Here is an 18,821-nt window from a genome sequence, read left to right on the forward strand (position 1 = left end):
ATTCCAGGGCAGGCGGGTCCCCTCCATGAATCTCCAGCACCTCCGCGTCGCCGGGCTCACCGCCGTCGTGGTGGGCACCGTGCTGCTGCCGCTCGTCGCCTCCGCGGGGCCGGCCGGAGGACCCGAGCACAAGAGCGCGGCGGATGACGCAAAAAGTTCCCTCGGGGCGGCTCTCGTGCGGATGAACAAGCCACTGGGCCGGGCCGCGCTGGACGCCACCGCCCACTGCGGGCCCGAACTGGTCTCCCCCGAAGGGGTCGAGGCGCAGACCTGTGTCCTGCGGCAGGGGCGTGACACCTGGGCGCGTACCTACTACCGCAATGCCACCGGTCAGGAGTTGCGCGCGGTGCTGACGCTGATGGGCCCGGGCGGGCGGACCGTCGAGACGAACTGCCGGGTCGCGGCCGACGACCAGCCGGATTCCTGCGAGAGCCCGCGGCAGGGCCGGACCGGCGGATCCGCGGACGCGGGGGCGTACTCGGCGATCGCGGAGTTCTCGGGGGCGGGAGAGGACTCACCGCTGCTGCTGCGTTCCGGTAGCAACTCATCGGAACCCGCGGCTCGTTGACCGAACCCGCACATGGAAGGGCCCGGTCGCTGGCGACGGGGGATGCACCAGCGACCGGGCTCTTAGAACGGTAACAAGAGATCGGTCGTTCGCAAATTCGATCTCGGTAATTCGGACACCGATTTACCTGTCAGTACGGGGAGTTGTGACAGGAGTCACCTGTTCCGGGGTCCGAACCGCCTCTTCCGTCACTCTCAGCTGAGGGTCACTTGGCGGTTGGTGAGCCCGCCGCGCGCCCGGCGCTCCTCCGCGGTCAGCGGCTCCTCGCTGGCCAGCGCCCCGGCGAGCCGCTCGGCGAACTCGGCGGCCGGCTTCTCGCACTCCTCGGCGCCCATGTCGCTCGGCAGGTCCCACACCGGCACGGTCAGACCGTGCGCCCGGAAGGATCCGACGAGACGGGTGCCCTCGCCGAGCGAGGACGTGCCGGCCGCGTGCAGCCGGGCCAGCGCGTCGAGCAGCTTCTCCTCGGCGTGCGGCATGACCCACCGCAGGTGGTTCTTCTCCGGCGTCTCGCACCAGTAGGAGGAGTCGACCGACTTCAGCCGTACGGTCGGGATCGCGGCGGCGTTGGCGCGCTCCAGGGAGGCCGCCACCTCGGTCGCGGCACCCTCCGCGTCCGGCACCCAGAACTCGAAGCCGGTGTGCACCTCGGGCTCGAAGGCCGCGGCCGGGTCGAGCAGGTCCTGAAGGCGTACGCCGTCGGGCTCGGCGCGCTGGGCGGCGACCGGCGAGCCGGGCTCGGCGATCAGTGCGCGCTTGAGGGTGTCGGCCAGGTCGCGGCTGAGGTCGCCGGAGGGGGTGTCGTTCTGGAGGCCGAGCAGTACCGAGCCGTCCTCGCGGCGCAGCGCGGGCCACGCCATCGGCAGCACGGTCGCGAGGGTCACCGCCGGCACGCCCTCGGGCAGGCCGCCCTTCAGGGTCAGCGGGACGGTCGCGGCCGGGACCAGCTCGCGCAGCGCGACCCAGTCGCACTCGCCGGCCAGGCCCTCGAAGGGGCGCTGGACCAGCTCGGTCACGGCGTGCGACGCGGCCCGCCCGTGACAGGCCTTGTAACGGCGGCCGGAGCCGCAGGGGCAGGGCTCACGGGCCCCGACGACCGGGATCTCCCCGTCGCTGATCTGCGGCTTGCCGGCCTTCGCCTGGGGACGCTTCTTGGCCATGGTGGGGCTCTCTCCCGACTGCGGTGGTGCGGTGTCGCTGTGTCGGGCGCGAGCCTAGCCGCACGCACCGGCCCCGGGCGGCCGAGCCGGTTTCCCGGCCCTGCCCCGGAGGCGGTCGGCGTGCCCGCGGACCGCCGCGCACGGCCACGGGCCCGGACCGCGCTCGGCGTGCCCGCGGACCCGCCGCGCACGGCCACGGCTCTGGACCGCGGCCGGCCCCGGTCCGCGGCCGGCCTGCGTTCCCGGTCAGTCCAGGTCGTCGAAGGCGTCCGCGAACTCCAGTGCCGCTCCCGGGCCCGCAACGCGCGTAGCGAAATCGTCGCGGCGATGCCCCGCAAGGAGGATCACCCACACGGTCACCTCGCCGGACGCGCTGTCCCGGACGCCCCAGTCCTGGGCGAGGGCGCTGATGATGTTCAGCCCCCGGCCGCCGCGCGCGGTCACCGAAGGGGTCGCGGGGACCGGTCTGGTCGGGCCGCCCCCGTCCGTCACCTCGACGGTCAGCCGCCCCGCCTTGTCGATCCGCCAGGCCGCCCGGACATCGCCGTCGCCTATGTCCGCCCGCCCCAGCGGCCTGCCGTGCCGGCAGGCATTGCTGAGCAGTTCGGACAGGATCAGTACGGCATCGTCCACGACCGAATCGGACACCCCGCTGCCGAGCAGCTGCTCACGCATCGTGTGTCGTGCCTTGCCCACGCCCGCAGGGCCATGGGGTACGGCCATGCTCGACGACGTGGGCACCTCCTGTGCCACCACCAACGCCACCCCCGAGACCTCCTTCGCCCCACGCCACGGTGTGGATGCCCCAATGGACTGGACCGGAAACCGGCCAACGGGCGACGGGAGACGCATTCGTCACGGTCGAACACGGAGCGAACGCGCCGGTGCACTCCTTGTAAGGACCGTTATGCGCGGCCCAGTTGGGACAGCACCTGTTTCGGGCGGTTGGTGATGATTGCCTCCACGCCGAGGCTTACGCACAGATCCACGTCCTCGGGTTCGTTGACCGTCCAGACGTGCACCCGGTGCCCCGCCCGGTGCAATCGCTCGATGTAGGCGGGGTGGCTGCGCACGATCCGCATGCCGGGGCCGGCGATCCGAGCCCCGGCGGGCAGCCGCCCGTCGCGCAGCCGCGGCGACAGGAACTGCATCAGGTACACGGTCGGGATGTCGGGGGCGGCCGCCGCCACCCGGTGCAGGGACCGCGCGGAGAAGCTCATGATGCGCACCGGGGAGGTCTCACCGGCCGGCGGCGGCTCGGTGAGACCGAACCTCTTGAGGAGGTGCAGGAGGCGCTCCTCGACCTGTCCGGCCCAACGGGTGGGGTGTTTGGTCTCGATGGCCAGCTCCACCCGGCGCCCGGCGTCCGCGACGAGTTCGAGCAGCCGCTCCAGGGTCAGTACGGAGGTGAACTCGCGGTCTCCCCAGTCCGGGCTCTCCTCGCTGTCCTTCCAGGAGCCGAAGTCGAGCGCGGCGAGCTCGGAGAGCTCCAGGGCGGACACGGCGCCGCGGCCGTTGGAGGTGCGGTTGACGCGCCGGTCGTGGACGCAGACGAGCTGTCCGTCGGCGGTCAGGCGGACATCGCATTCCAGGGCGTCGGCCCCGTCCTCGATCGCCTTCACATACGCGGCCAGCGTGTGCTCGGGGGCGTCCTCGGAGGCTCCTCGATGGGCCACCACCTGGACGGGGGCGTGGTCGGGGCGGTGCGGGCTGTGCTGTCGTGCTTGGGTCACCGCGTCATCGTGCCACCGCCGGGCCACAGGTTGGCGCACGAATACACAGCTCCTGCTTACAGTGGCCTGACGTGCGGTGGGAAAAGCTGAGCGGAGGCATCCGCACAGTGCGGGGTCGGATGTCGGACCCGGGTGCACCATGGCTGCGCGGGGTCGGATGTCGTACCCCAGGCGCACCATGGATGTCGCCGAGCCCCACGCCGGTGCCCGGCGGCGACGCCGAGCACCGCCCGCACCGAGCACGCCCAGACCGCCTACCGTCCCCAAGACCCAGTGGATACCGAGGAGAGCAAGCTGTGAGCACCGAGAACGAGGGCACCGCGGTCCCGGCCGTCCCGCCTGCCCCGTCGTCTGCACCTGCTGCACCTCCCGCGCCCGCCGCGGCCCCCGCCGCTCCGGCTGCCGCGCCCGCCGAGGCGGACAAGACCCTGGTCCACGAGCCCGTCCCGCACGGGGAAGCCCACGAGCCCGTCCCGCATGGGGACGTCCCCGAGCGGCCCGCGCCGCGGCCGGAAGGGGCCACCCCGTACGCCGGGTCCGCCACCGAGCCGGTGCCGGCGACGCCGGGAGCCCCGGCCCAGCCGGCGTACGCGGCGCACGAGTCGGCGCCCCCGCAGAGCGGTGGCGCGGGCTGGCCGCCGCCCCCGCCCGTGCTCCCCTCCTACGGAGGCGGCGGCCAGGGCCACGGCGGCGAGCCGTGGGGCGCCCCGCAGCAGCCGGCCCCGCGCAGGCGCGGCGGCGGTCTGATCGCGGCGGTGGTCGCGGCCGCCCTGGTGGCCGGCGGCATCGGCGGCGCGATCGGCTACTTCGCCGCCGACCGGGACGACCACGGCTCGGGCTCCACCACGGTCGCCTCCTCCGACACCCCCAAGGACTTCAAGCGCGACCCGGGCACGGTCGCGGGCGTCGCCGCCAACTCACTGCCCAGCGTGGTGACCATCGACGCCCAGGGCAACGACGGCGAGGGCGGCACGGGCACCGGCTTCATCTACGACAAGGAAGGCCACATCCTCACGAACAACCACGTGGTGGCCTCCGCGGCGAGCGGCGGCGGCAAGCTGACCGCGACGTTCTCCAACGGCAAGAAGTACGACGCCGAAGTCGTGGGCCGCGCCCAGGGTTACGACGTGGCGGTCGTCAAGCTGAAGAACGCCCCGGCCAACTTGAAGCCGCTGTCCCTCGGCGACTCCGACAAGGTGGCGGTCGGCGACTCGACCATCGCGATCGGCGCGCCCTTCGGCCTCTCCAACACCGTCACCACGGGCATCATCAGCGCCAAGAACCGCCCGGTGGCCTCCAGCGACGGCCAGAACTCCAAGGCCTCGTACATGAGCGCCCTCCAGACCGACGCCTCCATCAACCCGGGCAACTCCGGTGGCCCGCTGATCAATTCGGCCGGCGCGGTGATCGGCATCAACTCGGCGATCCAGTCGGCGGGTACGGGCGGTGGCGGCGGCATGGGCCAGTCCCAGGCGGGCTCGATCGGCCTCGGCTTCGCCATCCCGATCAACCAGGCCAAGAACGTCGCGGAGCAGCTCATCAAGACCGGCCAGCCGGTCTACCCGGTGATCGGCGCCTCGGTCGGCATCCAGCAGGGCAGCGGCGCGGCCCCGGGCGGCGGCGCGGACGGCGCGCAGATCTCGCCGCAGGGCAGCGGGAGCCAGCAGCCGATCACCGCGGGCGGCCCCGCGGACAAGGCCGGCCTGAAGCCCGGCGACGTGATCACCAAGTTCGGCGACATGCCGATCGACAGCGGGCCGACCCTGATCAGCGAGATCTGGACGCACAAGCCGGGCGACCAGGTCCCCCTCACGTACAAGCGCGACGGCAAGGAGACGACGGTCACGATCACCCTGGGCGAACGCAAGGGCGACAGCAACTGACCCGCAGCCGGTAGGCTGTAGCCGCTTCCGCCGCCGGCCGGCGGGGCGTGGGTGGGTTGCCCGAGCGGCCTAAGGGAACGGTCTTGAAAACCGTCGTGGCAGCGATGTCACCGTGGGTTCAAATCCCACACCCACCGCAGCAGGTCAGAGAAGTAGCAGGCCAGAGGGCGGGCTCCGGACTCCGGGGCCCGCCCTTTCTGCTCACCCTGTCTCACCTCGCAGCGGGGGTGTACCGCCTCTGACCAGTGCGTGTGGGCCATACGCGGGCCAGAGTCAGCCCCCGTCCTCGGCTTCCAGGCCCGCCTGAATCAACTGGTTGGCGTGGTCCGAAGCCCCCTTCAGGATCTTGGCGTAGAAGCGGTACAGCACGGCGATGCTGTGGCCCGCCCGGTACGCCACCTCTGCCGGATCGACGCCCTGCTTGATCCACAGCGATACGGCGGCATGGCGGAGGCTGTACGGGACGTCCGCCAACTTCGACAGGGCCTCTTTGGGGCTGAGTACGGCTTCGCGCGCCTCGCCCCAGACCTCGCAGTACTCCGTCGACCGGACCCGCCCGCCGCCGGCCGCACGGAACAGCCGACCGTCAGGGGCCGTGCCGTACCGCGCGACGTGCGAGCGCACCATCCGTACGTAGACCGGGGGGATCGGCACGGAGCGCACAGCGTCCCTGGCCCGGTGCTTCAGCCCCCGCGTGTCGTGGGATTTACCGCTGTCCGTCCAGCCTGCCCCGACCTCAGGGTGGCTTTCTGAAACGAGAACCTCGCCCCAGGCGTTCGGCCTGTCCTCAGGCGGCAAAACGAAGTCCTCCTCACGGAGGGCCGCAGCTTCGGCGGGGCGCGTGGCCACGTAGTAGATCGCGCCGTAGAACGCCTCCAAGTGCTCACCGCGAGGGCCCTGCTCGGTCACAGCGGCTAACAGGCTGCGGGCCAGACGCGGTCCTGGAACGTACCGAAAATCCACTTCGTCCGACGTCGTCGGCGCGGCCCAGTCGACCGCGAGGAACGGGTGGCGGGGTAGCAGAGCACGCTCCTCGACTGCATACCGAAAGGCGTTGCTGAGGACCATTCGCTTGCGGATAGCCGTGTTCTCCGCGGCCTTCTTGCCACTCAGCAGCTTGGACAGCGCGTTGTAGGCCGCGCGGACCTGTTCCGGCTTCGCGGCATCGATGACCTTCACGGAGTGAGCCGCGATCCAGTTGAGCGCCTCCCTGATCTCGGTAGGGGCTTCCTCGGAATCGCAACGCAGTACGTACTCACCGGGCTTGGGCTCGACCGCCCGAAAGGCCCATTGGTAGAGAGCCGCCCGGAGAACCTTGGGGTCTGGCTGTCCCTGCTGCGTGACCACGAAGACCGGCGTGACGACGGCGAGCGACTCGGCGATGCTTGCCCGGTGCTTCGCCGCCGCACCCGGCCACTTCATCAGGGCGTACGCCTTGGCGTGCTCGAACCAGGTCGGCATGGCGAGCGCGGCCAACTCCTTCTCAGGGAGCCCGGTTCCCTCGTCAAACCTCTGGCCTTCCCGCAGCGCAGCCATGAGCTGAGATCGTCGCCCATCAGCTTGCGGTTTCGTCTGGTAGCTCTTGGACTGCGACTCGGACCCGACTTTCCAACGCAGCTCCCAGGGTTTCGGGCGTCCGGAGCGGCGGCGGATGGACCAGAAGACGACGTCATACGTGAGCATGTCTCTCCATGAGAGAGGGCCCGCCGACCGGCGGACCCTCCTCGGATAGCAGGGATGGGTTACGCGGCGCGCTGTCCGCAGCGCTCCCACCACTCGTCCAAATCGGCTCGGCTGACACGGAGCTGACCGTTCGGGAGCTTCTGGAGGCGGGGCGCCTGTCCGCGGGCACGCATGCGGTAGAAGGCGGCGCGGCTCATGTCGATCTCTTCGAGCACTTCGCGCAGCTTGAGCATCTTGGGGCGGGCCATGGCTTGGCTCCTATGCGAGGGGAATGAGGCTCGGGGAGGGGAGAAGCGGCATCCAAGTGTGGTTGGCGTCACAATGCTGTGGGTCGCGGCCCATCGCGGCCCAAGGCTGTGACCTGCGGTTTTGTGCGGGGTTTCGGCGGCCTATCGCGGCCCAGGCCACTCCGGGCGTGGGTCGCGATGGACCACGTGGAGGCGCATGGAAAGCCGCAGGTCAGGGGTGTTGGGCCGCGATGGGCCGCGACCCAACGGAATGTGGACTCAACTGCTGAGCGCGATGCCGCTGTACGTTGCGGTCCGCTCCCCCGAAGAGGCCCGGGGGCGGCTGCGATGGAGCTGGGGTACGACGGAGAGCAGGTTGCGGCCGAAGACTTGCTTCGTGCCGTGACTGACGCCGTTGTCCTCCGCCCACTCACGCCAGACGTTCCACAGAGCGTCCACGGGGACGGCGCAGGCGGGGCCGGTGGTGCAGCGTTCGCGGACGAACGCGCTGGTGGGTGAGGCGGTGTCGCGCATGGTGGTGACCGCGTCGCGACTGGAAGCGGGCTCGGTGATCCGGTTGGTGCGCTGAATCCGGGCGAGCCCTTCGAGTGCCCAGTTGAAGATCCCGGGCAGCTCCGCCAACAGGCGGTCCAACAGGGTTGGGTCCTCTTTGCCGAGCCAGGAGACCCGCATGCTGAGCAGGACGAACCGGTTGGCGATGACCCCGGAGGAGTCCCCGAAGTGCGGGAGTTCGTTGGACAGGATCATGAGCCGGGTGGGGAGCTTCCCGGTCCAGGGCTGGCGGTATTTTCGGTCGATATCGATGGTGTCCTCACCGGAGATCGTGAGGAGCCTTTCGACGACCTGTCCGCCGTCCCGGCTGGACAGTCGGGCGTCGGAGATCAGCGCCAGGGACTTCCCGACCAGGGTGGAGAGCCCGAAGTTCGAGCCGAGCCCGGCCAGGGTCGGCCCGGCGAGATTCTCTTTGCCGACCATGGCCTTGAGGATGCGGGCGATGGTGCCTTTGCCGGATCGGGAGGGTCCGACCATGAGCAGGATCTTCTGGAGGTCGGTGCGGCCGGACAGAACGTAGCCGAACCATTCCTGTACTGCGGTGATGGCGTCGGGATCGTCGGGCCACACGTCGGCAAGGAAGCGGTCCCATTCCGGGGCGGTGGCGTCCGGGTCGTAGGCGAAGGGGACGGACACCAGGTTGAAGAACCCGGGGGTGTGCGGGAGTAGTGCCCGGTCCCGGATGCGCAGGAGCCCGTTCTCGCAGGCGACGATCGGGCCGTCATCCTGCTCGCCATTGAGCCACGTCGGGGTGTCGGTGTCGGCGGGCAGGAGGGTGATGGCTCCGAGCGCGTCCAACAGGTTGCTGATCTTCTGCTTGGTGGGTGCCCAGTCGCGTTCCTCGGTCTCGCCCTCTTTGGTGGGGGCCCGGAAGATCGCGTGCTCCAGTCGCTCGTACATGCCGGCGCGTACTTCGTCTTCGTCGATCTCGCGCCAGCAGGTGCCGTTCCACCGCATCCATGAGGCGCGCCAGCGCCGGTAGATGAGCCGTCCGGTCTCGGTCTGCCAGTCGGGCAGCAGACGCCGGGCGACGGCCATCGGGTTGGAGGGTGCGGGCAGTTCCTCTTCCCCAGCCGTGCCCGCCGCTCTGCTTCCAGGCGCGTCGGGCAATGGGGCGGGGCTTGGGGCGTGCTCGGGGGGAAGGGCTGAAAGGACGCCTTCGGCGTCGTCTTTTCGGCCGCCTGTCTCGCGGTCAGGTGGGGCGCAGGCGGCGGTGTGCAGGCCCGTTGGGGTTTCGTGGGGGGTCATCCGGCCCGCCCGCTGCCTTCGCTGAGGCCGTTGGTGACGGCGCGGGCCGCGTAGTCCTCCGGGACCCCCATGCCGACTGTCGCGTCGACGATGTGCCCGGCGAGGATGTCCAGGCCGCAGGGGCCGGGGCAGGCGGTGTGTTGTGCGGCGAGGAAGCGGGCGACGCCGAAGGCCTGGGAGCCGGCGCCCGATTCGGTGTGCTCGCGGATCCTGGACAGGCCGCGTTCAAGTCCGGTGCGGAGGTAGGCGTCGGTGTGGCGGCATCCGGTGGCCACCGTCCGGTCCCACGCGGAGCGCTCGCGTGGGGAAGAGGCCACCCCCTCGCCCGGGGGCGGGGTGGCCTCTTCCCGTGCCGACAGGGCGCGGACGGCGGACGGCAGGAAGATCATGCGTCCCGTGCCGGGGCCGAGCCAACGGGCGTACTGGCTGCGGGATTTGATGTCGATGCCGGGGCGGACGGCGTTGCCGGAGGGCATTGTGCCCCGGTAGATCCAGTGCTGGCCGCGGGTGGTGGGCACGGTCCTCGTGGCGGGCAGGTTGCGCTGTGCCCAGGCGACGGCGGCCGGGGTGTCGAGGTCGACGACGGTGAGCCGCGCGCCGCCCGGGTGGTAACCCACGCCGACGGCCTCACGCCAGGCCGAAGCCCACGCGGGTGAGGCGAGGACGGAAGGCTCGGTGGTGGCGGCGGCCCATGCGTGGCAGGGAGCCGGGCAGGTGCAGGGCCCGGAGGTCTTCATGTTCGGCCGTCCGCCGCACGCGTTGCGGGTGCAGGCGGGGCAGTTGCCGACGGGCACTTTGCCGTGCCGCAGGGGCAGCACAGGTACCCCGGCGGCGGCCAGCGTGAGGGCCACTCGCGCGGGAGGGGTGGGTTGGGTCATGCTGGATTCCTCCAGTTCTGTGATGAGTGCTGGTTGGCAGGGGCGGCCCCGGTTCTTTGGCGAGATGCGGGGGCCGCCCTTGGCGCAGCTAGAACGGGGGCTTCTCGCTGTACTTCGAGTCGTCCGAAGCGCCCTCGCTCCACGGGTCGCCCGGGGCGTCGTTTCCGGCAGGAGCCGCGGGGCGCTTGGCGGCGATATCGACGGTGGTGAAGCGCAGACTCGCGCCGATCTCATCGATCTCCAGCGCGAGCATGGACCGGTTCTCGCCCGCCGGGGTCTGCCAGTTGTGCTGACGGATCCGCCCGAAGGCGACCACTCGCGAGCCCTTGGTCAGGCTGCCCGCGACGTGCTCGGCGAGCTGGCGCCAGGCGGCGCAGCGGAAGAAAGTGGCGGTGCCGTCCGTCCACTTCCCGGAGTCCTTGTCGTAGGTGCGCGGGGTCGCGGCGATCGTGAACTTCGCGAGCGCGGCCCCGGACGGGGTGAACTTGAGTTCCGGGTCGGCGGTCAGGTTGCCGATCACGGTGATGGGGGTTTCTCCGAACGACATCGAGGGCTCCTCAGTGGTGGTTGATGGTGCCGTTGGCGCGGCCGAACAGGCCGGTTGCGGTGATGTTCTGCGTGATCTGGGTGGGCCCCGCACTACGGCGGCGGGCGCCGCCGATCAAGGCGGGGACGCCGATGACGGCGGCGACAAGGAAGGCGCCGGCCGCCCACAGGGCGTGGCTCATGGCGATCAGTCCCGGGGCTGCGTAGGAGAGCCCGATCCCGCCCGCGGCGATGCCGAAGCCGACGGTGGGGGCGAGCAGGGCGGTGGTTTTGGCCCACGCCGGTACCGGCTGCGCCGCGGCGGGTGCGGGCGGCGGGGTGTGGGCGGGGGGCTGGACGTAGGCGAGTGCGCGCTGTCCGCCGGGCAGGGTCACGAGCTGGACCCCGGGCGGAATCTCCTGCGGCAGCATCACGGCCCGCGCGGGCATCGGCTGGTAGGCGAGCGGGTCGGGGTGAAGGGCTTTGGTGGTGATCTCGTACGCAGGGTCATAGGGCACGACATGGCTCCTTCAACAAGACGCTCAGGCAACGTGGTTGAGGGCGGTTGCTATCGCTTCGCACATCGAGCGGATGGGTCCGGCGGCGCCGGTCGCGGCGGTGAAGAACCCGAACAGGAACAGCACCACTGCGACCATCGGGCCGACCGCGCGGTCGCGCAGGAACACGAAGGTGAGCAAGCCGAAGAGAGCGACGGCGGACAGCGTGACGGCCATGAAGAACTCCCCGGGGCAGGCTGGCGGGCGGCGTGGCGCAGGGTGCTGCCCGCCGGGTGTTGGTGACGGTGTGTGGTCGTACTGGCTACTGCCTAGTGGCTACTGGCTACCGGCAAACACCCACGTAGGGGCCCCTGGTGGCCAGTAGGGGCGCGTTCTACTGGCTAGTGGCGAGTTGTCACTAGCCACTAGCCAGTAGCGCTCAGTGAGCTGTCAGGCGTGATCGGGATGGACGTAGACGGAGTGCGGTCCGTTGTCCCGGTAGACCAGCTCACCGCGCTCGGCCGCTGCTTTGAGCGCGTCGCGGACGGCCTGGCGGCTGCGGCCCACGAGGTCGGCGACGGCGGACGGCTTCATGCCTGCCGCGCCCGTCGCGTTGATCGCCTCGATGGCTTCGGGAAGCCAGTCGGGCCCGGTGCCGTCCTGTGCGCGCAGCGCGGACAGGTTCAGGCCCGGCCGGTCCTGTGACGCTTCGGCAGGGGCCGGTTCCGCCGGCTCGGGCCCGAACGCGGCACTGATCATCTCGTCGAATCGCTGCGTGATCGACGCGTCCGCGTCCTGCCACTCCTGGCCGCGCAGCGCGGACAGGTTCAGCCCGCCCCGGCTGCGTCCCGGTGTCTGTCCGGCCGCGGCCGGGGTGGCACCGGGTTGGGCATCGTCGGCGGGGGTGTCGCGCATCCAGGCGATGCGGGCCTGGTCCCAGCGGCGGGCGTAGTCCGGGCCTGCCGCTTTGGCGGACGGCCCGTCCAGCACCGGATGCCGCTCCGAGGTGGCGGCGACGATGTCGGCGATCTGGTGCGGCAGGATCCGCCACGTCTTGAACGGCGCGGCCGGGGATTCCGGTGTGCCCATGAACCCCGAGCCCTTGTAGGGGGCCTGTTCGGGCTTCAGTCCGCGGCTGCCCGGGAACTGCTTGCTCAGGTCCATGCCTTCCAGCTCACCGCCGGTCAACGCGACGCGGACCTTGGCCTCCCGGCGGATGATCAGGTTGCCGACCACCGACCCGGTGGCGCCCAGCGCCGTGAGGACGGTGCGGATGCCCATGGAGCGGAGCATCCGGATCACTTCCATGATCTTCGCGGCGAGCTTGCGCATGGCCTTGTCGTTGCTGGCCAGGATCTCCGCACCCTCGTCGATGACCAGCATGATCTGCGGAATCTCCGGGCTGATCGGCAGGAGATCGGTGTTCGCGCGGGCCATGAGGTCCTGGTAGGCGACCTTGCGGTGTTTGCCGATGCGCAGCACCGCGGTGAGCATCCGGTCGGCCTCTTCGTAGTCCCCGGCCAGCCAGTCAATCCCGGGCCGCATCCCTGTCGGGCCCTGGCCGTTGAGAGCGGGCAGAACCCAGCGCAGGCCGGCGGATCCGGCGTTCAGGTCGATCACGAAGGTCAGGATGTCTGTCGCGCGGGCGAACCCGGCCAGGATGACGTGTACGAGGTTGGTCTTCCCGGACCCGGTCGGGCCGACCGCGAGCGCGCATTGCTCGCGCAGGAACGCAACGATCTCCTCCGCGTTGGTGCGGTACCCCCATGGGATGCCGGTGTGGACCGACAGCGGGCCGTATTCGGCGGGGTAGGGCAGCTCTGTGGCCAGGACGTTGGCGGTGGTGACGTCGATCAGGACGCGGCCCTGGTCGATGCCGGGCAGCGCGGTGGCGGTGCAGCCGTGCGGAAGCCGGGCGTCCGCGCTGAGCTTGGCCGCGTCCGCTGCGATGCGGTGGTAGGTGGTGCCGCCGGCCGGGAGTTCGCCGTCCAGGGTGAAGCCGGTACCCGTGGCCCACATTTCGACCCCGACCACCCGCAGCGTGATCCCGCAGACCCGCTGAATACGGTCGACCCACTCGGCAGCGATCGCCCGGCGCTCCGCCGACAGCTCCAACGCGATCTGCCGCTCGGCCGCGGCAATCGCTTCGTCCTCGCGTGCCTCTTCGTAGAGGGCGGTCGAGCGGGCGCCGGCTCCGATCCCCACGCCGATGGTGGCGAGCGAGCCGAGCGCCGCCCACGACAGCGGGCCCGATGCCATGGCCCACGTGGTCCACCCGGCGCCGACCAGCCAGGCAGAGGCTTTGAAGGCGAGGGTGCGGCCCGCGTTGCGGACCTTCAGTCCAGCGACGGTGTGGCCGAGTGCGCCCGCGGCTCCGACCACGAGGGCCCAGGCGGGCGGCATGCCGGTGGCGGCGCCGGTGGTGGCGATGGCGAGGGCTCCGGTGGTGGCGGACAGGGCGCCGGTCACGGGTCCGTGACCGGCGCTCCAGTCCAGCACCGGGCCACTGCCCGCCTGCTTGTTGTTGGCAGTGGTGGCGCTCATGTCAGACGTTCCAGCCCTTCTCGGCTTCCGGCCCGTTGCGGGGGTCTTCGTGGCGGGCGATGTCCTGCTCGTGGACGCGCTTGAACGTCGGGACCAGTTCCTCGGCCTCTTCCACGGCCTTCATCAGCGCCTGGAACACGCCGGTAAACCCCTCGGCCACCTCCTTCTCCAGGGGGAATTCGGAGTCGGAGCGCTCGGCCAGCTTCTGGAAGGTGTTGGCCACTGCCATCAGCGCCCAGGGCAGGCCGATGACCATGGAGAGGATCTCCATGCAGCCTTCCGGGTCGTAGGAGCCGGCGGCCTGGTACATCTCTTCGGCTACTTCCTCGAACCGGAACCCGGACTGGCCGGGCAGGAACTCGGACATGCGGTCCTCCACAGAAACGGGTGCTTCGGGAACGGGAGTCAGGTGGTCCGGGCGCTCCGCCCAGTCCACGATCTCTTCGGCGTTGTCGTTGGCGGCGGCTTGCTTGTCGGCCGCGTCCTCGGCGTCTGCCAGGTCTTCGCGGATAGCGGCATCGCGCGCGGCTCGCTGGTCACGCGCAGCCCCGGTGATCCGCCGGTACAGGCGCCGCCCGGGGTGGATGAGCCAGGGCAGGCCGAGTTTCCGGCCAAGTGGGCTGGTCAGGCATCCCAACAGGCCCAGGGGCAGGGACAGGAGGGCCGCGAGGATGCGGCGGCCCTGGAAGCGGGCGGCCGAGCGGCGCAGTGCCTTCCTGGCTGCCTGGCGAGCCGGTGCCTTGCGGACAGCGGAACGCTGCCCGGCCAGGGCCTTTCCGGTGTTGGCGTCGCGGCGGGCCCGGTGCTTCGCGATCGCCGCATCCCGCACAGCGCGCGCTTTCCGGCCCGCGCCGCTCAGCATCCGGCCCGCCGGACCGCCGCCCCGACCACGCGAAGTACCCGCTCCGGGGCGGTTGTTTCCGCTGGTGTGGCGGGCGTTGGGCTTGGGGGTGTTGCGGCGGGCATCCGCGATCGCCCGGCGGGCGGCGGTGGTCTGCGCGCGCCTCTCGCCCCGCGACCCGCCGGCCGCCCCATGCCCAGACCGCAGCGCATGGACCTGCGACGCCTTCCGCAGCGCACCACCGGCCGCCCCGGGCCTGTTCTTCAGCCCGGTGGTCTTGTTCAGGGAGCCCGGGCCGCGGTTCTTGCCCGCTCCGAAACGCCCGATCCCACCGGCGCCGGAGCTTCCGCGCTTCTGACCGGGCACGCGGCCCGAACCTCCCGACGTGCGGCGCCCCGCCGAACCGGGCCCGCGACCAGCGGTGTTGAAGCCACCGGCCCGATTCCGGGTCGCGGTGTTGCGCGCGGCGGTGCGGGCCGCAGTGCGGCGCGCGGCCTGCTTGGGGCGGGGGTTGCGGCTGCGGTAGGAGGCGACCGTGCCCAGCACAGCCGCGCCAGTTGCAGCGACCGCCGCGGCGATCGGACCGCCCGCGATACCCGCGGCGGCCACCACGCTCACGGTCGTGTTCGCCCCCGAGAGGGCCAGGGGGACGATGGGCCAGCCGCCCGGGGTGTGCTCGATGTCCACGCCCGCGGCGGCTGGCGGCTCGGGTGCCGGTGTGGGGGTGGGTGGGGTCTCGGTGGTGGCGGCTGGTTCGGCCGCTACCGGTTCGGTGCTCAACTCGGTCATGCTGGGTGCACTCCTTCGCGGAGTAAGCAGGACCCGGACGCGCAGCCGTCCAAAGCAGGCGTCCGGGTCCTGCGCTTGAACTGCGCGGACCGTGCAGGTCAGAGCCGGTTGGGCTCCAGGGAGAAGAACACGACGCTCCCGTCGGCGAGCGCCGGGTAGTCCTTGGCGACTTCGTGCTTGATGGCCTGGAACACGTCGTGGCGTGTCCATCCCGGCAGCGGGGTGAACGTGTTGGTTGCGGTGACCGACACACGGCCGGGCAACTCCAGGGTGATCACCCAGTGATGGGAACCCTGAGGCGTCTTCCCGGGCGTGCGGTCGGCTGTCGTCTGGTCGGGCGTGCTGGTCACGGCGGAACTCCTCACGATTGGGCGGGACTTCGGGGTGTGCTGATCAGTAGCGGGGGTTGAGTTCGTGTCCGGGGTGGGATGCGGCGGCTTCCTGCCAGCGGCGCCGCTCGCCCGCGTCGACGTGGGTGACGCGGACCTTGTACGAGCAGCCCGCGGCGCGGCAGTGGAAGACGGTGGTGGCGAGCCGGGCCGTCAAGGCTTCGACCAGGTGCCCGGCTCCGAGACCGACGGCCAGGCCGCACGGCAGGGCGAGCAGGACCGGGACGCCGTAGCCGTGCATCAGGCGCAGTTCGACCAGCGCGCCGGCGGCCAGCATCACGCCGGTCGTGGCCAGACGGACAAGGGTGTGTTGGGTGGTGCTGTGCACGATCGTTCTCCCTTGGCTCAGAGGTCGAAGAGTCCGGCCTGTTCCGAGGCCGGTTGGCGCTGTGCGATGCGGCGGGCTGCGGTGTGGCAGTCCGGACACCACGCGCGCAGCCCGGCCAGCGGAACCCGAGCGGCCTTCAGCGGCGACAGGGTCAGGTCGGCGGGTGCGGCGATCAGGTGGACGGGCCCGCGGTGCTTGCTGGCGTGCTGGTCGTGCTCGCGCAGACACCGTCCCTGGCCTTTGGTGTGGGCGTTGCCGCACTGGCCGGTGCACTGGCAGCGAAAGCCAGCCGCTTGGATCACGGGCAGCCACAGGTGCGCTGCGGTCATCGGCTCACTCATGCCGTCACCGCCTCAGTCGCCGGGCGGATCACGGGCAGGTCGGCCAGGTACGGCTCACGAGCCTTGACCCGACTGCGGGCCGTGCGGGCGGTGGACTCCGAAGCACCGAGACCCACGCCGGTCATGGCCGTGGTCATCCGGGTGGTGCTCGGCTGCGTGAAGTCCGTCCCGTACAGAGCGCGCACCAGTTGATCCACACGGTTGGGGTAGATCACCGGCATGCACAGGTCGACGGCCGTCGACCGCACGTCGACGGGCACCGGGGCCGGGGCGACGGGCGTCAACGAGTCGTCGGCGGACCCCGTAAGAACGCGCTGCGTCCCCGTCTCAACTTCGCGCTGGGGTGATACGAGGGGTGCTTCGGCCGGGATGCGGTCGACGGTTGTTCCGACGGGCGTCGACGGTACTTCGACGCCCGTCAACGGCGCGTCGACGGCAGTCCGGGTGTGGCGGGCCAGATAGGCATGGACCTGGCGCATGAGCGCACCGAACGCCAGCAGCGCAGCGACCGGGGGAACTGCGGCTACTACGTAGTCCAGGGGCCGGGCGTTGTCGCCGACACCGGCAACGTTCAGGGCGATGGAGCCGCCGTCCCCGGCGATGACCAGCCCGATCGCCCACCAGTCGACCGTGTGGGCCAACGATGCTCGCAGGATGAGGAGTTCACCGATCACGATGAACAGGTCGACCGTGGCGGGCCATGCCCACGAGCGGGCGACGGCTTCTGCCATGCCGTGACGGGCAGCGACTTCCTGCAAGTGCTCGTAGGAAAGCCAGAACGCCGCGGCCGTCAGCAGCACCGTCAGCACCCCAGCAACCACCGTGATCGAACGCTCCACCTTGACGGGCGTCGACGGGGCGTTGACGCCCGTCGACCGGGCGTCAACGGCCCGAGCGGCAGTCGTCATGCCGCCACCCCCGACGCCGCTTCCTCATGGGCAAGAAGCCCGGCCTGGACCGGCGCATAGGCCACCAGCCGCACGGTCGCACCGGCATAAGCTGCCTCCCCGTGCAGGCACCAGGTCCGCGCGGCGCCCTGCGTGCGCAGCACCACCGCCGTGGGGCTGATGCCCAGTGCCGCCCGCCACGCCTCGAACGCGTCCAGGCCGTTGTGGAGCGCCAGTTCCAGGCGGTCATCCCAGATGTCCGTCACGCTCACCGCACCGGCGGGCAGCTCCGGGAACTCCGCCACCAGCGACTGGAGCGCCCGCACCGCAGCGGACAGATCGGCCATCCGTGTAGCCCTCATGCCGCCACCCCCGTCCGGACTGCCGCGGCGCGGTTGGCGATCTCCGTGCGGGCGGCGAGCACCTTGTTCGCGGCCCGGCGCAGCCGGCGCTTCGCCAGCGGCGTGAGGGGCCGGTCCAGCAGGGCAATCTGCACGTCCAGCAGCTCCTGCTCCGCGAGAAACAGCGGCTCCTCGCGGACGATGGCGTCCAGCTCCGCGTCCGTGGGCTCGATGTCCGCATCGAACGCGAGGACAGCGTCCTGAACTGTGACAATGTGGTTCATGGGTCGTGTCTCCCTAGCAGTGGGTACGGCCCGAACAGCGGCCCCTGGTGTTCGCGCACCGGGGGCCGCACTGCGTTCGGAAGGGTGGAAGGTCAGGCCTGCCGGTAGTAGTGCGCGACGCTCGGGTTCGTGTGCACCGGGTCGTTCTCGCACTCCTCGGCCCACGACTGGTGGGTCCAGCAGGTCTTACGGTCGTCGCCGTGCATGCCGGCGTCTTCCAGCTCGTTGTCACGCTGGATCGCCGCGGCGAGCTTCTTGTCCATCACAAACCCCATTCCGGGGCCGGACACTCTCCGGCTCCCCTCAGCCCCGCCCGTACGACCGCATGGGCCGGACGGGCAGAGGAGGCAACCGGCGCGGCGCTATCGACCGCGAATCGGTAGAAGGCGACCGGTTGGCCGCGGCGCTCGATCGCGCTCACGAACCAGGGGTGGAACGGCGCCACCGTGCCGGTCGTCCACGGCAGCGCCCCCAGTTGTCGTTGGTTCACGCCGGCTCCCTGAGAGAGGGCGGATACGGCTTCGCCGGTAATCCGTTGCTGCGGAGTACCGGCCCCGAGCCGGGAAAGTCGGGTGCGTCATCGTCACTGCTCTGACGCCAGCAGGGCGGCGCGCATCAGGTGGCGCCCGAAAGGATGTCCTCCAGGGGTGGAGGCATGATCCCCAAGGGCGTTTCTCCAGAGCTGACACGCAGGACAGGACAGGTTCGTCCTGCCGCGAAGTGGCCGCCGGCGGCCATCACCCGGGCCGTTGCGGAGACGGGGAATCACACCCCGCCAGATGTCTCACTGTTGAGTTCTCAAGCAACGCCGTCGCTTCCTTCGAGGGGATCCGCCTGATACGGGCCTCTCCGGGCGTTCTTGCAGGTCAAGCGCGTTCATCAAGCGTCCAGTCAGGCGTTGGCGCCATGAGGAACATGTATTACGTGTTCCTCATCATGGAGTGATGAGTTCGCCCCGTCAAGCCCTTCGACCCTTGGGTTCTGCGAGTCCCTCGCTCCCGTTGTGCTTCCAGCTTGACTTCAGCTGCGAGGACGATCGACCCCACACCTGTACGACCTGTGCACGACTTGGCTACCTTGAAGTCGTCCCAAGTCGTCCCAG

Annotated in this window: 21 protein-coding genes and 1 tRNA gene; 3 read left to right on the forward strand and 19 right to left on the reverse strand. The window is 70.7% G+C overall.

Translation table 11 applies throughout. The features are described from left to right. Positions 1–25 precede the first annotated feature (25 nt). On the forward strand, positions 26–568 hold the full coding sequence (locus tag CG740_RS15440; protein WP_100575700.1) for a hypothetical protein: 543 nt from the start codon (positions 26–28) through the stop codon (positions 566–568). Between the two features lie 194 nt (positions 569–762). On the opposite strand, the gene CG740_RS15445 is transcribed toward CG740_RS15440, so the two are convergent. The 3 genes from CG740_RS15445 to CG740_RS15455 form a co-directional block, all read right to left on the reverse strand. Then, on the reverse strand, positions 763–1,728 hold the full coding sequence (locus tag CG740_RS15445; RefSeq protein WP_100575701.1) for a DUF5926 family protein: 966 nt from the start codon (positions 1,726–1,728) through the stop codon (positions 763–765). A 246-nt stretch (positions 1,729–1,974) separates the two neighbouring features. After that, on the reverse strand, positions 1,975–2,580 hold the full coding sequence (locus CG740_RS15450; protein ID WP_100575702.1) for an ATP-binding protein: 606 nt from the start codon (positions 2,578–2,580) through the stop codon (positions 1,975–1,977). A gap of 53 nt (positions 2,581–2,633) precedes the next feature. Beyond that, positions 2,634–3,461, reverse strand: a complete 828-nt coding sequence (locus CG740_RS15455; RefSeq protein WP_100575807.1) for a glycerophosphodiester phosphodiesterase — start codon at positions 3,459–3,461, stop codon at positions 2,634–2,636. A gap of 296 nt (positions 3,462–3,757) precedes the next feature. Between CG740_RS15455 and CG740_RS15460 the strand changes: the two genes are divergently transcribed. Together CG740_RS15460 and CG740_RS15465 are read left to right on the forward strand one after the other, a co-directional pair. Further along, the gene (locus tag CG740_RS15460; protein WP_234376267.1) at positions 3,758–5,344 is read left to right on the forward strand and encodes a S1C family serine protease; all 1,587 of its coding nucleotides are present in this window, start codon (positions 3,758–3,760) and stop codon (positions 5,342–5,344) included. A gap of 50 nt (positions 5,345–5,394) precedes the next feature. Beyond that, positions 5,395–5,481 (forward strand) — tRNA-Ser (locus CG740_RS15465). A gap of 136 nt (positions 5,482–5,617) precedes the next feature. Here the strand turns inward: CG740_RS15465 and CG740_RS15470 are convergent. The 16 genes from CG740_RS15470 to CG740_RS40340 form a co-directional block, all read right to left on the reverse strand. Next, positions 5,618–7,027: a tyrosine-type recombinase/integrase gene (locus CG740_RS15470; protein ID WP_100575704.1), complete on the reverse strand. Its 1,410-nt coding sequence runs from the start codon at positions 7,025–7,027 to the stop codon at positions 5,618–5,620. Between the two features lie 59 nt (positions 7,028–7,086). Next, complete coding sequence (locus CG740_RS15475; protein ID WP_100575705.1) at positions 7,087–7,275, reverse strand: helix-turn-helix transcriptional regulator; 189 nt, start codon at positions 7,273–7,275, stop codon at positions 7,087–7,089. 258 nt (positions 7,276–7,533) lie between these two features. Then, entirely contained in the window at positions 7,534–8,865 is a 1,332-nt protein-coding gene (locus tag CG740_RS15480) for a DNA primase family protein (protein ID WP_100575706.1), read from the reverse strand. A gap of 206 nt (positions 8,866–9,071) precedes the next feature. Continuing rightward, on the reverse strand, positions 9,072–9,953 hold the full coding sequence (locus tag CG740_RS15485) for a bifunctional DNA primase/polymerase (RefSeq protein ID WP_100575707.1): 882 nt from the start codon (positions 9,951–9,953) through the stop codon (positions 9,072–9,074). An 88-nt stretch (positions 9,954–10,041) separates the two neighbouring features. Beyond that, the gene (gene ssb, locus CG740_RS15490; RefSeq protein WP_100575708.1) at positions 10,042–10,500 is read right to left on the reverse strand and encodes a single-stranded DNA-binding protein; all 459 of its coding nucleotides are present in this window, start codon (positions 10,498–10,500) and stop codon (positions 10,042–10,044) included. A gap of 10 nt (positions 10,501–10,510) precedes the next feature. Then, positions 10,511–10,996, reverse strand: coding sequence for a hypothetical protein (locus tag CG740_RS15495; RefSeq protein ID WP_100575709.1), 486 nt, complete (start codon positions 10,994–10,996; stop codon positions 10,511–10,513). A gap of 24 nt (positions 10,997–11,020) precedes the next feature. Next, the gene (locus tag CG740_RS15500) at positions 11,021–11,212 is read right to left on the reverse strand and encodes a hypothetical protein (protein ID WP_100575710.1); all 192 of its coding nucleotides are present in this window, start codon (positions 11,210–11,212) and stop codon (positions 11,021–11,023) included. Positions 11,213–11,425: 213 nt separating this feature from the next. After that, positions 11,426–13,519 (reverse strand): hypothetical protein, encoded by a 2,094-nt coding sequence (locus tag CG740_RS15505; protein WP_234376268.1) that lies wholly within the window; start codon positions 13,517–13,519, stop codon positions 11,426–11,428. A gap of 1 nt (position 13,520) precedes the next feature. Next, entirely contained in the window at positions 13,521–15,149 is a 1,629-nt protein-coding gene (locus tag CG740_RS40335; RefSeq protein WP_199846454.1) for a hypothetical protein, read from the reverse strand. Positions 15,150–15,247: 98 nt separating this feature from the next. Next, positions 15,248–15,499: a hypothetical protein gene (locus CG740_RS15515; protein ID WP_100575711.1), complete on the reverse strand. Its 252-nt coding sequence runs from the start codon at positions 15,497–15,499 to the stop codon at positions 15,248–15,250. 43 nt (positions 15,500–15,542) lie between these two features. Beyond that, positions 15,543–15,866, reverse strand: a complete 324-nt coding sequence (locus CG740_RS15520; RefSeq protein WP_100575712.1) for a hypothetical protein — start codon at positions 15,864–15,866, stop codon at positions 15,543–15,545. Between the two features lie 17 nt (positions 15,867–15,883). After that, positions 15,884–16,195 (reverse strand): hypothetical protein, encoded by a 312-nt coding sequence (locus CG740_RS15525; protein WP_234376269.1) that lies wholly within the window; start codon positions 16,193–16,195, stop codon positions 15,884–15,886. Between the two features lie 8 nt (positions 16,196–16,203). Then, on the reverse strand, positions 16,204–17,115 hold the full coding sequence (locus CG740_RS15530; protein WP_100575714.1) for a DUF2637 domain-containing protein: 912 nt from the start codon (positions 17,113–17,115) through the stop codon (positions 16,204–16,206). Next, positions 17,112–17,441 (reverse strand): hypothetical protein, encoded by a 330-nt coding sequence (locus CG740_RS15535; RefSeq protein WP_234376270.1) that lies wholly within the window; start codon positions 17,439–17,441, stop codon positions 17,112–17,114. Before CG740_RS15535 ends, CG740_RS15530 begins: the two co-directional genes overlap by 4 nt. A gap of 11 nt (positions 17,442–17,452) precedes the next feature. Next, positions 17,453–17,719 (reverse strand): DUF6284 family protein, encoded by a 267-nt coding sequence (locus CG740_RS15540; protein ID WP_100575716.1) that lies wholly within the window; start codon positions 17,717–17,719, stop codon positions 17,453–17,455. A 92-nt stretch (positions 17,720–17,811) separates the two neighbouring features. Continuing rightward, entirely contained in the window at positions 17,812–17,982 is a 171-nt protein-coding gene (locus CG740_RS40340; RefSeq protein WP_199846455.1) for a hypothetical protein, read from the reverse strand. Positions 17,983–18,821: the final 839 nt, after the last annotated feature.

The sequence above is a fragment of the Streptomyces sp. CB01201 genome (genome assembly GCF_002803085.1).
GTDB lineage: Bacteria > Actinomycetota > Actinomycetes > Streptomycetales > Streptomycetaceae > Streptomyces > Streptomyces hundungensis.

Excerpts from the sequence above, each read along its gene's own strand:
- CG740_RS15440 (WP_100575700.1), top strand. The coding sequence starts at position 26 with ATGAATCTCCAGCACCTCCGCGTCGCCGGGCTCACCGCCGTCGTGGTG.
- CG740_RS15445 (WP_100575701.1), bottom strand. The coding sequence starts at position 1,728 with ATGGCCAAGAAGCGTCCCCAGGCGAAGGCCGGCAAGCCGCAGATCAGC.
- CG740_RS15450 (WP_100575702.1), bottom strand. The coding sequence starts at position 2,580 with ATGCGTCTCCCGTCGCCCGTTGGCCGGTTTCCGGTCCAGTCCATTGGG.
- CG740_RS15470 (WP_100575704.1), bottom strand. The coding sequence starts at position 7,027 with ATGCTCACGTATGACGTCGTCTTCTGGTCCATCCGCCGCCGCTCCGGA.
- CG740_RS15475 (WP_100575705.1), bottom strand. The coding sequence starts at position 7,275 with ATGGCCCGCCCCAAGATGCTCAAGCTGCGCGAAGTGCTCGAAGAGATC.
- CG740_RS15480 (WP_100575706.1), bottom strand. The coding sequence starts at position 8,865 with ATGGCCGTCGCCCGGCGTCTGCTGCCCGACTGGCAGACCGAGACCGGA.
- CG740_RS15485 (WP_100575707.1), bottom strand. The coding sequence starts at position 9,953 with ATGACCCAACCCACCCCTCCCGCGCGAGTGGCCCTCACGCTGGCCGCC.
- ssb (WP_100575708.1), bottom strand. The coding sequence starts at position 10,500 with ATGTCGTTCGGAGAAACCCCCATCACCGTGATCGGCAACCTGACCGCC.
- CG740_RS15500 (WP_100575710.1), bottom strand. The coding sequence starts at position 11,212 with ATGGCCGTCACGCTGTCCGCCGTCGCTCTCTTCGGCTTGCTCACCTTC.
- CG740_RS15505 (WP_234376268.1), bottom strand. The coding sequence starts at position 13,519 with ATGAGCGCCACCACTGCCAACAACAAGCAGGCGGGCAGTGGCCCGGTG.
- CG740_RS40335 (WP_199846454.1), bottom strand. The coding sequence starts at position 15,149 with ATGACCGAGTTGAGCACCGAACCGGTAGCGGCCGAACCAGCCGCCACC.
- CG740_RS15525 (WP_234376269.1), bottom strand. The coding sequence starts at position 16,195 with ATGACCGCAGCGCACCTGTGGCTGCCCGTGATCCAAGCGGCTGGCTTT.
- CG740_RS15530 (WP_100575714.1), bottom strand. The coding sequence starts at position 17,115 with ATGACGACTGCCGCTCGGGCCGTTGACGCCCGGTCGACGGGCGTCAAC.
- CG740_RS15535 (WP_234376270.1), bottom strand. The coding sequence starts at position 17,441 with ATGGCCGATCTGTCCGCTGCGGTGCGGGCGCTCCAGTCGCTGGTGGCG.
- CG740_RS15540 (WP_100575716.1), bottom strand. The coding sequence starts at position 17,719 with ATGAACCACATTGTCACAGTTCAGGACGCTGTCCTCGCGTTCGATGCG.
- CG740_RS40340 (WP_199846455.1), bottom strand. The coding sequence starts at position 17,982 with ATGGACAAGAAGCTCGCCGCGGCGATCCAGCGTGACAACGAGCTGGAA.